The organism is Ureibacillus sp. FSL K6-0165 (genome assembly GCF_038004285.1).
In the GTDB taxonomy this organism is placed as follows: domain Bacteria; phylum Bacillota; class Bacilli; order Bacillales_A; family Planococcaceae; genus Ureibacillus; species Ureibacillus thermosphaericus.
In genome coordinates this window covers 2279358-2293569 of the sequence record NZ_JBBOQS010000001.1, presented here as the reverse complement: position 1 = coordinate 2293569, position 14212 = coordinate 2279358, and the positions used below count along the sequence as shown (strand labels likewise).

The following is a 14212-nucleotide window of genomic DNA, read 5'->3' as shown; positions in this document are numbered from 1 at the left end:
AACAACCTGTTCGAAGGGAGTAGACACTTTTTTTATGTTTATAAGCGTATTCTTTTATTAAATTTTCCAATCAACTTATAATAAATATTACAAATGCATGTATATTTAATAGAGTTTGATGCATACTAAAAGATTAGTGCTGATAGAACCATTTGTAAGATTGAATAGGAGTGTCAGATGAATGAATGTTTGGAAAGTCGCCTTTTTTATATTATCAGGTTCCATTGTATTATTATTGGCATTCGTAATTTACTGGGCGACTTCATCTGTGGAAACAGCAATCCCTTCTCCTAAAGAAACATCTCTTAAACCTTCAGATAGTGTCCTATATGTTGAAACGACAGCGGAAGATTTTGAAAAAATGGCCATTAAATATTTAGCGCAAGAATTAAAAAATTCGTCATTACCGGTGGATATAGAGATAAATGATGCCATTCAGATTTCCAGTGAGATTATTGCATTTGGGATTACTGTACCTGTTTCCATGAAATTCGAACCAGTTGTCAATGAACATGGCAATATTCATTTAGTTCAATCAGAAGTGAATGTAGGGAGTTTAAATCTCCCTTCTTCAATGGTATTGAAGTTAATGAATGAAGCCATTGATTTTCCTGAGTGGATGATTATACGACCTGATGCACAAGAAATATTTGTGGATTTATCAAACTTATCGCTTTCTTCTGGTGCAAGGGTGAAAGCAAAAGAAATTGATTTGAAAAATAATCGAATACTATTAGAAATCGTGATTCCAAATGAATAGGAGTGAACAAAATGCCAACGGAACTAGCCACATTTGCTGGAGGATGCTTTTGGTGTTTAGTCAAGCCGTTTGATCAACTAGAAGGGATTGAAAAAGTCGTTTCCGGATATACAGGGGGACATGTGGTAAATCCCACATACCAACAAGTTTGTTCCGGGACAACGGGTCATGTAGAAGCAGTACAAATTACCTTTGATCCAGCAGTTTTTCCATATGAAAAATTAGTGGAGATTTATTGGACATTAATTGATCCGACTGATCCGGGAGGACAATTTTTTGATCGAGGGGAGTCTTATACTACGGCTATTTTTTATCATAATGAAGAGCAGCGAAAAATTGCAGAACAATCTAAAAAGCGTCTAGAAGAGTCGGGAAAGTTTGATAAACCGATTGTCGTAAAAATTCTTCCAGCAAAACCATTTTATCCAGCTGAAGAATATCATCAAGATTATTACAAGAAAAACCCGCAACATTATGAACGGTATTTTATCGGTTCTGGTAGAGCTCAATTTATTAAACAACATTGGGGGGATATGAATGAATAAAGAAGAACGATTGAAACAGTTAACACCAATGCAATATTATGTGACGCAACAAAATGGGACTGAACCGCCTTATCAAAATGAGTATGACCAACATTTTGAAGAGGGGATATATGTTGATATCGTTTCCGGCAAACCGCTATTTAGCTCAAAAGATAAATTTGATGCAGGGTGTGGTTGGCCAAGTTTTGCAAAGCCAATCGACGGGGATGAAATCGTTGAAAAGCTGGATTTATCCCATGGTATGCGCCGGATTGAAGTACGAAGCAAAACGGCAGATTCTCATTTAGGTCATGTATTTCCTGATGGGCCGAGAGCGTTAGGTGGGCTTCGTTATTGCATCAACTCAGCAGCTCTCCGATTCATACCAAAGGAGAAATTAGAAGAGGAAGGTTACGGAGAGTATTTGAAGTTATTTGAAGATTGATCATGCTTTCGTAAAAATGATGATCCGATAAACTAGTACGGATCATCATTTTGTTTACTATGAAAAGTGAAGGGTTAATTGTTATGTTCTGTGTCTAGCGAGTTCTTGTAAAAGGTTCTTCCAGCTTTTAATTTTTTAACCTTTACATTGACTTCTTTAATTGAATCTTCTGTTAAAGGAATGACACCATTTTTCTCAAGTTCATTCCATAATTTAACATTCTTTCTGTAAAGGATTTCAGAAAGGCGGTACACATCTAGATTTTTTTCTAATCCTATCTTATACGTTTGAAGTACTTCATTTTTGATTGCCTGTTCAACAGATTCTCTTAATTCTTTCTCCGTAGTATTTACATTAAAGCTGCTCATGATTGAATTCACTGAAATATCGATTTGAAATCTTACGTTATTTCCGTTTACTATTGGCGTAATTTTTACTTTATGATTTCGATTCGTAAATGTGATGTTGCTTCCTTTCAGATTGGTTGTAATATTACTTGCGATGGTTTCCTTTGATATCCATTGCAATCCATTTGCTTCTTCTTTTATTAAATAGCCGTGAAATTCACTAGGAGTAACAAGTGCTACTCCTTCAATTTGGAAAGAAGAATCATTTCCTTGTTCTGTAATCCAAGATTCCCCAATAGTGATATACGGAATTTTCGCTAAGTAATTGGGTTCATTTAATTGAATTATCAATTTACGGACATTTAATGGTTCGATATAGGAATCTTGTTCATATGAGTTTAGCGGATTGGCTAGTTTCGTCAGTGTAATTGATTTTTTCAACAGGGGTGTTTCGAGAAAAAATTGTTCGATTGGCTGGTCCGTTGCATAAATCCAAGTTTGATAGCGAGTATTCAAATATCTTGTAAATGAATTGAGCACCTCATTTAATTTTCCGTGTATCAACATATCTTCACTAAAAATCATGAAGGTTAAATGACCAAAAAATAATTTTTCATCAACGCTTTTATAGAGATTGGCAAAAGCTTCATTCACCGTTTTTCCTGTACTAAATCCCACTTCTGATTGCATGACGTCTTGATCGATTTGTTCGGATCTTGCCACATTGGCAAAGCTAATGATTTGAATATACACTTGATATTCTTGATTTTTATAATCAATACCCACTCCATGCACATAGAGTATTCGTTCATTTTCCTCCGAATCCCAACAACCTGAAAGTAAGATAAGACTTGCTATCACGAATAAATATTTGAGATATCTCATTTTTTTCCCTCATTACTAGTTCTAGAGTTATCGGTAGTTCTTAACATTTGAGGTCTTTGTTTATAGTGGTTTTTGGATAATCGAATTAAAGATTTTCCTAGGGATGCCCAGCTTAAATCAGCAGCAAAATTTAAATAAGGAACACCAAAAACGCGGATGTTTGCTAAATATAATATGAGCAAATAAATACATAGGAAAAATCCGAACAGACCAAAGAAAGAAGTGATGATAATAAAAATAAATCGAATAATTGAAATAATCGTTAATAACGATTGATTGGCAATGGTAAATGTAGCTACAAAAGATAATGCAATTATAACGAGCATTGCAGGACTTGTAATACCAGCACGGATGGCGGCATCTCCTATAATTAAGCCACCTACAACGCTAATGGTACTACCAATTGCCGTTGGAAACCTCATACCAGCTTCTCGAAACATTTCAAACATTAACAGTAATATGATCATTTCCAAGGCTGCAGGGAAGGGTAATCCTCGATTCGATACGACGACTGTTGCCAGAAGTTGTAAGGGTAATTGATTAGGATGAAAAGTCGTAAGTGCAAGCCAAAAGGCAGGGAGTGAAATACCCATAAAAACCCCAATTAACCGCATTATTCTTTCAAAAGCACCAAATAAAACTGGATATTCAAAATCTTCACCGGTTTTTAATAGAAAAGGAAAGTTTACGGGTGTAATGATGGCATAACTAACGCCATCCACCAGAATGACAAATCGCCCTCTTACTAAAGATTGAATAGCAAAATCAGCTCGTCCTGTATCATTTGTCCATGGCATTAACCATCTTTTACCTTTAAAATGTTCCATTAATGAATCGCCATTTAAAATGATATCGGTGTTAATATTATTAATTTGTTTTTTGATTTCTTTGAGGATTTCCTTATTGGCAATATCATCAATATATAAAATGGCGACCGTTGTTTTCGATCTTTCACCAACAATCGTTTTTTCAACACATAGAGATTTTGTAGGGAGACGTTTTCGAATTAATGCGATATTCGTTGCAATATTTTCGATGAAATTATCGCGTGGACCTTTTACGAGTACTTCCATTTTTGTTTCTTCAGGTTTGCGATTCGGCTTTTTTGCAATATTGCATGAAAGCAATAATTGGTAATCATTTATAAAAAGTATTAACTTTCCTGTAAAGACTTCTGAAGCAATGTCATCGATTTTTTCAATTTTTTTTAAATCAGGTAAGGTCAATGTTAACCATTTGATTTCATTGGAATTGTTTGCTTTTTCTATATGCTTTTCCAATGTTGGTAAAATAAATGAAAATATTAGTTGTTGATCAATCATCTCTTCACAAAAAATGAACGTCAATTTTATCTTTTGAATTTCAAAATGATGAAAGATGACATCTTCAGTTTTTTTAAATAGCTCCTTTAGTGTTAGAAGATTTAGGGAAGAACCATCAAAGTCCACTTGAGATCCCTACTTTCATTTTAAATTTTGCTGTTTGGGGGAAGTGCGGGCCGTTTTTCGATTCGATAACATGCCGACTAGAATTAGTAGAATCGATAATAGAAAAATGAAAACAAATGTAAAGTAGAGAAAATAATAATTATTGATTCTCAAAAATGTTTCATCTTGGATTAGGAATAATGCAAAAGTTAGGATAACAAATGGAGGCATCATGTATAACCAAATTTTCTTATATTGTCCTGTGAAATTTAGTATGTCACAAACGATAAATAATATGATGCCGATACGAATGAATGTTCCTGAGAGCCATTGATAGACAGATAAAAAATCCATATGTTCAATAAATCGACCAAGTGTCACTAATGCCCATTCTTCATAAGCAGGGTAATGTTGTCTAGCAGCTTCTTCAGGTCCAAATTCAACGATGGCACCAATTAATGGTCCAAGGGTTAAACCGGTGAAACAAAAAATAATGATTGCAATGTGATACCATTTCATTGGGTTTTTATAATAATGTTGAATGAAAATGAGCAAAAATAACTCAATAAATCCTGATGCAGCAAAAATCATGGAATGTATGACGGGAGCAATACCATGTTCTAATATAGGAAATAATAATTCATAATTTTTTACTTGAAGATTCGTAAATGATGCGTAAAAGCCAAAGATAATCACAAAAAATAAAATAATTGTATTGACACTCACAATCGTTTGAATATTAGTAGAAATTAATAAGAAACATACAATGATATATAAAAGTATTAATAATGGAATGGGTGTGTTTTCTAAAAAGGTTGAGGACATCCAAAGAATCGTTTCTCTTAAAGTAAATGCAGCAAGGGAATATAAGAAAATAATGAAAATATACAGTATGATTTTCGATGTTTTTTGACCTAATTTTTCAGCAAGCCATACTTTTATGGGTTTTAGTTGTGATTTCTTTTGTATATATAGAATCCATAGTAACCATGGAAATAACGTAATACTCGTAAGAATGACAGATATCCATCCATCGCGTTTAGCGGTTTCTAAAATTGGCGAAAGAATCGTTACATGATTTTTTAAGCCGATAGAGGTTAAACATATAAAAATAACGTGCAAAATACTGATTTTAAATGTATTGTTCACATCTTCATCTCCTACATGATTTCTATCTATGAAAAGTCTAACCAAAAATAAAAAAAATTCGCTATCTACATGGTAAATAGCGAATTTTTTTATTTTTGTTAAAAGTCCATTTTATATTTTGAACTCGCTAACTAGATTTCTTAAATCATCAGCCTGTTTTGCAAGCTCTACCGCGCTAGCATTGATTTCTTCCATCGCAGCAGACCCTTGCATGGCTGCTTGGGCTGATTTTTCCGTTGCAATACTTGTGTTTTGACTGAGAGCATTGACTTCTTGGAAAGATGTTGTCAAGTCATTGACAATTTTTAAAGTAGAACTAATCTTTTCAACCATCGAAATAATAATATTTGTTGTCTTATTTGTTTGAGATAGGATGCCATTTAATACTTCATTTGTTTCATTCGTTACTTCCACACCGCGAGAAATGGATTCTACGCCTTTTGCATTTTGCATGACAATCGTATTAATTTCATCTTGAATAGAATGAACAATTTTTGCCACTTCTTTTGCTGCTTCTTGCGATTGGATGGCGAGTTTCTTCACTTCATTACTTACTACTGCAAAACCTTTTCCATGTTCTCCAGCACGAGCAGCTTCAATTGCTGCATTTAAAGCAAGCAAATCTGTTTGTTCTGCAATAGCTGTTATCGTTGAGATGATGGATGTGATATCTTTTGATTTTTGTCCTAGGGCTTCAACTGTTGAAGTAGTGTTTTTCATCGTGTCTTCAATGAAATGAATGACATTTGTCGAATCTTTTACTGATTGGCTGCCGTTTTGAGCAGCTGATTGCATTTCTTTTGCTGCTTTTTGAACTTCATATGCTTCATCATTTAATTCAACCATTGACTGTTCAAGTGCTTTCATTTTTAATGCAGCTTCATTCATTCGTTCGATTGTCGAGCTGGAATCATTTGCAATATCATGGGTAGAACTTGCAATTTCATCAATTGATTTTGCATTTTCTTCTGCTAATGCCATTAATTCTTGAGAACTAGATGAAACATGCTCAGCTAAGCTGGCCACTTTTTTTACTAATTTTGAAATTGATTCGATTAACAAGTTTGTGGAGTGGGCAATTTCAGCAAATTCATCTTTTGTCGCTACTTTCACCCGTCTCGTTAAATCTCCTCCAGCATGGGCGATATCAAGAATGGAATGATTAATTTTCGCTGTATTGATTCGAATAGAACGGAATAACAGATAACTAAAGAAAACAGCGATAAACAATGAAAATGATGATAGACAGATGAAGGCGATGCGCGAGAATTTTGCAAATTTTTCGATTTCTTTGATCGTTTTTTCGTTTTTGTCTTCTAATAAATGCAACAACTCATCAGCATGTTTTTCGATATTATTTTTAATGGCAGGTCCTTCACTTCTTTCCATTAAACGAACGGCTTGTTCATAACTGTAATATTGTCTTGTTTCAATAATTCCTGTAGATGCGTACAAATATGAGCGAAAAAATTGTTGAATGTAACTGACAAGCTGGAATTCTTCCGGGCGATGTTCAAAGTTTTTGCTAAGTTCGTTGAGTTGATTTTCAATTAATTGCTTTGTTGTATTATATTTATTTAAGTTTCCTTCATCCCCGTAAATGAGAAACGCTTGTTCAAAAATCGTCAAATTCGCAATGTCATTTGCTAATTGATTGATTTCCCTTTGTTCCTTTAAGTTTACTTCTGCAAAATGATTTAAGTTTTGTTGTAGTCTAGTTATGTTAATATAGGATAGAATAAGCATGATAACGATAATTGTAATGAGTATTGCATAGGTCAGTACAATTCGACCACGAATTGTGTGATAGAAACGGCCTTTCGTAGGACTTTTCGTTTGGTGTTTTTTCCCTTTTGCTTGAACTTTTTTTGTGGATTGATTATTCATTTTCTGTACTTTTACGGTCATTTTTGTAAACATCCCCTTTAAAAAATGCTGTTTCCATGTATTGCTATCTTCAAATCTATTCTACTATAAAATGTTAAAAAGTCCTACATAAATTTAACTAGATAGGCGGGAGGTACTGAATGAGTCAAAGTTTTTATCAATTTGTCCTTTCTTATCGTGGAGGAGATCTATCGGATCCAAAAACTCGGTTTGCTGAGAAAATGTTTCAAGATCACAGTTTTCCCAAAATTAGCCGTTCTTTTGAAGAGCTGTCCAGTTACATTGAAACATTAGCAGATGATGATTTATCCACGAATGCTTTTGACGAACTATGGGAAATTTATCGCATGAAAAATGATGGTGAATGAGTAACAAATTATTCATTGCATAATTTTTGAAAAATAAGTATATTTTAGTTTGAAATCATTGAAATGAGGGGAAGCCATTGAGTATTCATATTAATGCGAAACCTGGAGAAATTGCAGATATTGTCTTACTTCCTGGAGATCCGTTACGAGCAAAATATATTGCAGAAAAATTTTTAGAAAACGCGACATGCTATAATGAAGTGCGCAACATGTTTGGATTTACAGGAACGTATAAAGGTCACAGAATTTCTGTGCAAGGAACGGGAATGGGGGTTCCGTCCATTTCTATTTATATTACGGAATTAATGCAAGATTATGGAGTAAAAAAATTAATTCGCGTTGGTACTTGTGGCGCTCTGCAAAAAGATGTAAAAGTGCGGGATGTGATTTTAGCCCAATCCGCTTCCACAGATTCCAAAATGAATGAAATTATTTTTAATGGAATTGACTTTGCGCCTACAGCTAATTTTGATTTGCTATTAAAAGCTTATAACGCTGGATTGAAAGCTGGTTTGAATTTGAAAGTTGGTAATGTTTTTACAGCTGATATGTTTTATTCAGATGAAAATCAAAATGAAAAGTTAGCGCGTTATGGGGTTTTAGCAGTGGAAATGGAGACAGCAGCCCTTTACACATTAGCTGCTAAGTACGGAAGACAAGCCCTTTCCGTATTGACAGTTTCAGATCATATTTTGACAGGCGAAATTACGACTGCAGAAGAAAGGCAAACAACGTTTAATGATATGATTCAAGTGGCGTTAGAAGCTGCAATAGAAAATGAATCAGCCATCTAAAAAATATTTATTAACATTTTGATATAGAATTTAAATATTGGATATTGCTGTCACATATAAATTCAATGAAACTAAAAATATGTTGACTGTCATTAAATATTGACAGTCTTTTTCTTTTCGGAAAAGCTTGAAACTGTTAATATGGAAATATCGTAAAAGAAAGTGTATATGAGAGTGGTGAAACTATGGAAGAACAAAATCAACAAGAGAAAGAAATACAACAAGAACAAGTCAAACCAGCTACGAGATTTATTCGGTTAAAACCATTTACTTTTATTATGATGATGTTTTTAACAATTCTTTTCACATCAGTATTAACGATATTTGCATTAACTTTTGGAGATGAAAAAGTTGTAGAAGTAGCGGTTCCAGTTGAAAGAGAAGAATTTTCACAGCTATACGATGCCTATGATGAACTAAAAGAAAAATATTATACGGAAATAGATGATGAAAAAATTATTCACGGTGCCATTAATGGTATGTTTGACGCACTAGACGATCCATATTCTGATTACATGGAAAAAGAAGAAGCAGAACAATTTAATTCTGATCTTTCATCGAGTTTTCAAGGAATCGGTGCAGAAATTCAAGAACGAAATGGAAATATTGTTGTTGTTTCGCCCATAAAAAATTCACCAGCTGAAAAAGCAGGGCTATTACCTGAAGATATTATATTATCTGTAGATGGACAAAGTTTACAAGGAATGAGTGCTACTGAAGCAGTGCTCTTAATTCGCGGCCAAAAAGGAACTCCTGTCAACTTAACAATCAAGCGGGGAGAATCCGATGAATTAATTGAAATGACAATTATTCGCGATGAAATACCGATTGAAACGGTATATGGTGAAATGGGAGAGGACAAAATAGCTCATATTCAAATTACTTCTTTCAGTGATAAGACTTATGAAGAATTACTGAAGATTCTTGAACAATTTGAAGCAGAAGGTATGAAGAGCATCATATTAGATGTAAGACAAAATCCTGGTGGATATTTAAACGCTGCGATTGAAATTTCAAACTTATTTATTGAAGAAGGTAAACCGATTGTCCAATTACAAGGGCGCAAAGGTGAGCCAGAAGTTGTGTTAAGTGAAGGCGGAAAAAAATATAAATTTCCAATTGTGGTGTTAATAGATAACGGAAGTGCTTCTGCTTCTGAGATACTAGCAGGAGCTTTAAAAGAATCAGCTAATGCTAAAATTGTTGGTTTGAATTCTTTTGGAAAAGGGACTGTTCAAACGGTGACTGAAATGCCAGATGGTTCAAATTTAAAATATACGACGGGCAAATGGTTAACGCCAAAAGGGAACTGGATTCATGAAAAAGGAATCAAACCAGATGTAGAAGTGCCTTATCCTGAATATATGAGTATTGCTTATGTCGATCCTAAAAATGAATTACAAAAAGGCGTTGTATCGAATTATGTAAAAGCGGCGGAACAAATGCTTGATGCCCTTGGATATAGCGTTGGAACTATCGACACTACTTTTGATGCTGCAACAGAAGCGGCAGTACTTCAGTTCCAAAAGGACAAAGGGCTAGAACGTACAGGTAAAATTTCAGGAGATACAACGTACGAATTAATGGATGCATTACGTGAAAAAATTGAAAAAGAAGATCCACACATTTTAAAAGCAAAAGAATTGCTACAAGTTCAATAATGGTTACAATGAAAAGAGCTGCATTCTTAACATTGAATGACAGCTCTTCTCTTATGAATGGAGGAATATCACGTGAAAGACGTATATTTATTTAGCGGATTTTTAGGAAGCGGTAAAACTTCCATGTTGGTGGACGTTTTACGCCAATTGAAAGAAGAAGGCTATAAACCAGCCGTTATTATGAATGAACTTGGGGAAATCCCTTTTGATTCTCAAGCAGTGGATGATGAAGTTCCGTTAAAGGAAATACTTGACAGTTGTATTTGTTGTACTGGTGGAGAGAAAACGGAAGCTCAAATTCAAACATTGCTTTACGAAGCAGATTTTGATGTGCTGATTATTGAGACAACGGGAGCTGCACATCCTGTAGAAGCGTTGGATGCCGTATATTCTCCGTTATTTGCTGAACTGTTAAATATTAAGGGGATTGTCACGGTAGCAGACAGTAAACGATGGTTAGAGCGTGAACAGCTCACTCCACAAGCAAGAAGCCTCTTTTTGGAACAAATTCGCCATGCTCATTTGATTCTTGCCAATAAGAGCGATTTATTAACAGAAGCGGAAAAAGCAAACGTTGTGTTTGAATTGCAAGGACTTAATCCCAATGCGTTTATATTGCAAACAACAAATGGACGAGTTCCTTTGAAATTACTGAAAAACCTGCAAGCTACAGCATTAAAAAAAGAAATAGAACCGGCTCAAATCGGCAGACATTTGCATTTAAGTTCTCGAGTGATTGGATTTCACAAAGGCTTTACTCAAGAAGAATTTGAAGAATGGGTAAGGGGACTTCCGCCGACAGTTTATCGTATAAAAGGTTATGTACCCATTGAAGGAATGCAATATCCGATGTTATTCCAATATGCATATGGTTTAGTTCAATGGATGCCAGAATATATGAATATGCCACCAAAAATTGTGATGATTGGCGAAGATGTACAATCTATATCAGTGATTGGTGAAAAGAAAGAATAGTTAAAGATGTAAAATTCGTAATAAAAATGACTTATTTCTATCATTCTTTCTATTTGTCAATAGATTTTTGTTAGAAATATATTTTATTTCTGTAAAATGCTGTATATTTATTTTTCTGAAAACTCTTTATATCTTTGATTCGAAAATTATTTGGTTTTTCTACCAACAAATGGACCATTTTTTTCAAATTTTCTCCTTTATGATAGAGGACAGAAAGGGGAGAACGATAATGAAAAAATGGTTCATTACTTTTTGCGCATTATTTTTATTTGCAACGGTTATACCTCAAGTAAGTGCAGCTGATTTAGGAGACGGAAAATCTGGACATGTATTCCGAAACGTTCAAGTAATTAAATTTGAAAATAAAAATGGCATCATTGTTAAAACAATTGAAGAATTAGCGTTCACAGAAGTGCCATTAAAAAATGTGCCAGAAACAATTCAACTGGCGAAAAATACAGCAGAAAAAATTATTTCACAGTTGCATAAAGCAACGAAACAACCTAATCAATCTGAAAAACAAGAAAAGCCGGTAGTAAATGAAACAAAACCAACAGTGCCTACACAAAATGAAGGTGTAAATCCTCCAAGTCAAAAGGAACAACATAATCCTTCAACTCCAGTAGAGGAAAATGTAGAAACACCTTCAAATAAAGGGTTAAATAACGAACAGTTAAAACAAATATTGGATCAATATCTAAAAGAATATCAATCAAACTTTAATGGTGAAAAAACTGTCACACCAGCGCCAACAACTCCTAGTCAACCGGTTCAAACACCAGAGGTAAAAGAAGAACCAACAATCTATCAACCTACTAACCAAGTATCTGAATTTGAACGTCAAGTAGTGGAGTTAACGAATGCCGAACGGGCAAAAGCAGGTTTAAAACCGCTTACGATGTATGCGCCATTGATGGCAGTAGCCAAGGCAAAATCTCAAGATATGGCGAATTTAGGGTATTTCTCTCACACAAGCCCAACATACGGTAGCCCATTTGATCAAATGCGCGCGGCAGGCATTCAATATCGTGCTGCAGGTGAAAATATTGCTCAAGGTCAAAGAACTCCTGAACAGGTAGTTAATGCTTGGATGAATTCTCCAGGCCATAGAGCAAACATTTTAAATGCCAATTACACACATATTGGTGTAGGTTTCGTTGAAAATGGATACTACTGGACACAACAATTTATCCAAATGTAACGAAAACGAGTGAAAGAGGTTGGGACATAAGTATTTTTCAACCTCAAAAATAAGGGGTGAGTTGTTTGAAACAGCTCACCCTTTTACAATTTCATCCAATTCATGAGGGTTTTACACCCCTCGTAGTGCATATTTTCTTAAATTTGTGGCCATTAGGGCAATTCCCATTTCAATTTTTACTTTGAATTTTCCTCGAACGGAAAATCGTGTGAATCCCAAAATAGCCTTCAGAAATCCAAAAACTGGTTCTACATCAATTTTACGTTGATGATAGATTTCGGCAGTTTCAGGCTCTGAAAGCTTTTGTTGTACATATGCTTTTTGTTGTTCCCATTTCAAATTTATACGCAATCTTCGATTCGTACTTTCTTTTGCTTTCGTACATAAATGACGGATTGGACAACCTGTACAATCTTCACACTCGTACACTTTAAATTGACGAACAAATCCAGAAGAATCCTTACGTGTCGAAACAAATTTAAATGAAAGAGTTTTTTGATTCGGACATATATAGGTATCATTTACTTCATCATATATCCAATTGCTTGGTTTAAATGGGTCATCCTTGTATTTTTTCTTCTGCTCTTTTTCATACATCCCATATTTAATCAAAGGTGTTCGTTCTCGTTTTATCATAATGTCATCATAATTCGGTTCACTACCATATCCAGCATCCGCAACTATATATTCTGGTAAATCAAAATACCGTTCTTCAATCGTATCCAAGAAAGGTGTCAATGTTTTCGTATCTGTTGGATTTGGAAATACATCATAAGCAAGTGTAAATTGATTTTCTGTTGCGATTTGGATATTGTAGCCTGCTTTTAATTGTCCATTTTTCATATAGTCATCTTTCATTCGCATAAATGTCGCATCGTGATCCGTTTTAGAATAGCTGTTACGGTTTTGTAGAATCTCCAAATCATTTTGATACTTTTCTTTGCGTGCAATCCAATCATTCACTTGCTTTAATATCTGTTTTGGTGTTTTCCTTTCACTACGTAGTCGTTTTCGTTCCACCGGATCTTCAGAAGCTTCAATTTTTGTAGAATAGTCATCGACTACTTTTTCAAGAGATGATGCTACTTCTTTTAGTTCTTCTACTGAAAGCTCTTCTTCATTTTCACGTTCAATTGCTGGTAAGACTTGTTCTTCAAGTAAACGGTCATAGACTTCATTTGATTTTTTAATTAAATTGGCATGATGCTTTTCGATCGACTTTTTCCATACAAATGTAAATTTATTTGCGTTCGCTTCAATCTTAGTACCATCAATAAAAACGGCTTTTTCATCTATTAATTTTTCTTCAATAAGTTGACAACGGAATTGTACAAAACATTGACGGATTAATTCTTGCATTTGGGGATGTACACGAAAACGATTAATGGTACGATAGCTTGGTTCATATCCTTGAGCTAGCCACATCATCCGAATGCTATCTTTTGTTAAATCTTCAATACGACGACCTGAAAAGACAGATTGCGTATAACCACACAAGATAATTTTTAACATCATTCGGGGATGATAGGATGGACAACCAGTTTCTTTATAAAACGGAGCGAAAGCTTCGTCTGGAATGCTTTCGACTAAATGATGAATATGGTAGGCAATATCATTTTCTTGTAATATAACTTCTAAATCTATAGGTAAAACTAATTGATTCATGTTATAATATTTAAACATAAAGAGGCTCCTTTCTAAGATTTTGTTGTGGTGACTTAATTTTATCAAAAGAGCCTCTTTTTTTGTTTATATAAATTTAAGAAAGTTAAGTTGTTCGACGTGGAGG

13 protein-coding genes are annotated in these 14212 nt (G+C 34.4%); 8 read left to right on the top strand and 5 right to left on the bottom strand.

The window, feature by feature from the left end:
* Positions 1-181 precede the first annotated feature (181 nt).
* The 3 genes from NST00_RS11415 to msrB are packed head-to-tail and all read left to right on the top strand — an operon-like array spanning position 182 to position 1729.
* The gene (locus tag NST00_RS11415; RefSeq protein ID WP_016839348.1) at positions 182-760 is read left to right on the top strand and encodes a YpmS family protein; all 579 of its coding nucleotides are present in this window, start codon (positions 182-184) and stop codon (positions 758-760) included.
* An 11-nt stretch (positions 761-771) separates the two neighbouring features.
* Positions 772-1305: a peptide-methionine (S)-S-oxide reductase MsrA gene (msrA, locus tag NST00_RS11410; RefSeq protein WP_016839349.1), complete on the top strand. Its 534-nt coding sequence runs from the start codon at positions 772-774 to the stop codon at positions 1303-1305.
* Positions 1298-1729, top strand: a complete 432-nt coding sequence (gene msrB / locus NST00_RS11405) for a peptide-methionine (R)-S-oxide reductase MsrB (RefSeq protein ID WP_016839350.1) — start codon at positions 1298-1300, stop codon at positions 1727-1729. The genes msrA and msrB overlap by 8 nt, the downstream gene beginning before the upstream one ends.
* Positions 1730-1803: 74 nt before the next feature.
* Here the strand turns inward: msrB and NST00_RS11400 are convergent, their stop codons facing one another.
* The 4 genes from NST00_RS11400 to NST00_RS11385 all read right to left on the bottom strand — a co-directional run bounded on the left by NST00_RS11400 (position 1804) and on the right by NST00_RS11385 (position 7445).
* Positions 1804-2961: a Ger(x)C family spore germination protein gene (locus tag NST00_RS11400; protein WP_016839351.1), complete on the bottom strand. Its 1158-nt coding sequence runs from the start codon at positions 2959-2961 to the stop codon at positions 1804-1806.
* A complete protein-coding gene (locus NST00_RS11395; RefSeq protein ID WP_016839352.1) occupies positions 2958-4409 on the bottom strand; it encodes a spore germination protein in 1452 nt (483 codons plus the stop codon). Before NST00_RS11395 ends, NST00_RS11400 begins: the two co-directional genes overlap by 4 nt.
* A gap of 15 nt (positions 4410-4424) precedes the next feature.
* Complete coding sequence (locus tag NST00_RS11390) at positions 4425-5537, bottom strand: endospore germination permease (RefSeq protein WP_016839353.1); 1113 nt, start codon at positions 5535-5537, stop codon at positions 4425-4427.
* A gap of 111 nt (positions 5538-5648) precedes the next feature.
* A complete protein-coding gene (locus NST00_RS11385) occupies positions 5649-7445 on the bottom strand; it encodes a methyl-accepting chemotaxis protein (RefSeq protein WP_016839354.1) in 1797 nt (598 codons plus the stop codon).
* Between the two features lie 119 nt (positions 7446-7564).
* Between NST00_RS11385 and NST00_RS11380 the strand changes: the two genes are divergently transcribed.
* The 5 genes from NST00_RS11380 (at position 7565) to NST00_RS11360 (ending at position 12423) form a co-directional block, all read left to right on the top strand.
* A complete protein-coding gene (locus NST00_RS11380) occupies positions 7565-7792 on the top strand; it encodes a YozE family protein (protein ID WP_016839355.1) in 228 nt (75 codons plus the stop codon).
* 77 nt (positions 7793-7869) lie between these two features.
* Complete coding sequence (gene deoD, locus NST00_RS11375) at positions 7870-8586, top strand: purine-nucleoside phosphorylase (protein ID WP_168412706.1); 717 nt, start codon at positions 7870-7872, stop codon at positions 8584-8586.
* Between the two features lie 185 nt (positions 8587-8771).
* Entirely contained in the window at positions 8772-10247 is a 1476-nt protein-coding gene (locus NST00_RS11370) for a lmo1851 family serine protease (protein ID WP_016839357.1), read from the top strand.
* A gap of 72 nt (positions 10248-10319) precedes the next feature.
* Entirely contained in the window at positions 10320-11222 is a 903-nt protein-coding gene (locus tag NST00_RS11365; protein WP_016839358.1) for a CobW family GTP-binding protein, read from the top strand.
* A 229-nt stretch (positions 11223-11451) separates the two neighbouring features.
* Positions 11452-12423, top strand: a complete 972-nt coding sequence (locus NST00_RS11360; protein WP_445329562.1) for a CAP domain-containing protein — start codon at positions 11452-11454, stop codon at positions 12421-12423.
* Positions 12424-12534: 111 nt separating this feature from the next.
* Here NST00_RS11360 and NST00_RS11355 read toward each other — a convergent pair whose 3' ends face one another.
* Positions 12535-14106 (bottom strand): IS1182 family transposase, encoded by a 1572-nt coding sequence (locus tag NST00_RS11355; protein WP_016839668.1) that lies wholly within the window; start codon positions 14104-14106, stop codon positions 12535-12537.
* Positions 14107-14212 lie beyond the last annotated feature (106 nt).

What these genes read in the sequence shown, in the direction of transcription:
- NST00_RS11355 (WP_016839668.1), bottom strand. Translation starts at nt 14,106, where the DNA reads ATGTTTAAATATTATAACATGAATCAATTAGTTTTACCTATAGATTTA.
- NST00_RS11415 (WP_016839348.1), top strand. Translation starts at nt 182, where the DNA reads ATGAATGTTTGGAAAGTCGCCTTTTTTATATTATCAGGTTCCATTGTA.
- NST00_RS11370 (WP_016839357.1), top strand. Translation starts at nt 8,772, where the DNA reads ATGGAAGAACAAAATCAACAAGAGAAAGAAATACAACAAGAACAAGTC.
- msrB (WP_016839350.1), top strand. Translation starts at nt 1,298, where the DNA reads ATGAATAAAGAAGAACGATTGAAACAGTTAACACCAATGCAATATTAT.
- NST00_RS11400 (WP_016839351.1), bottom strand. Translation starts at nt 2,961, where the DNA reads ATGAGATATCTCAAATATTTATTCGTGATAGCAAGTCTTATCTTACTT.
- NST00_RS11385 (WP_016839354.1), bottom strand. Translation starts at nt 7,445, where the DNA reads ATGACCGTAAAAGTACAGAAAATGAATAATCAATCCACAAAAAAAGTT.
- NST00_RS11360 (WP_445329562.1), top strand. Translation starts at nt 11,452, where the DNA reads ATGAAAAAATGGTTCATTACTTTTTGCGCATTATTTTTATTTGCAACG.
- msrA (WP_016839349.1), top strand. Translation starts at nt 772, where the DNA reads ATGCCAACGGAACTAGCCACATTTGCTGGAGGATGCTTTTGGTGTTTA.
- NST00_RS11380 (WP_016839355.1), top strand. Translation starts at nt 7,565, where the DNA reads ATGAGTCAAAGTTTTTATCAATTTGTCCTTTCTTATCGTGGAGGAGAT.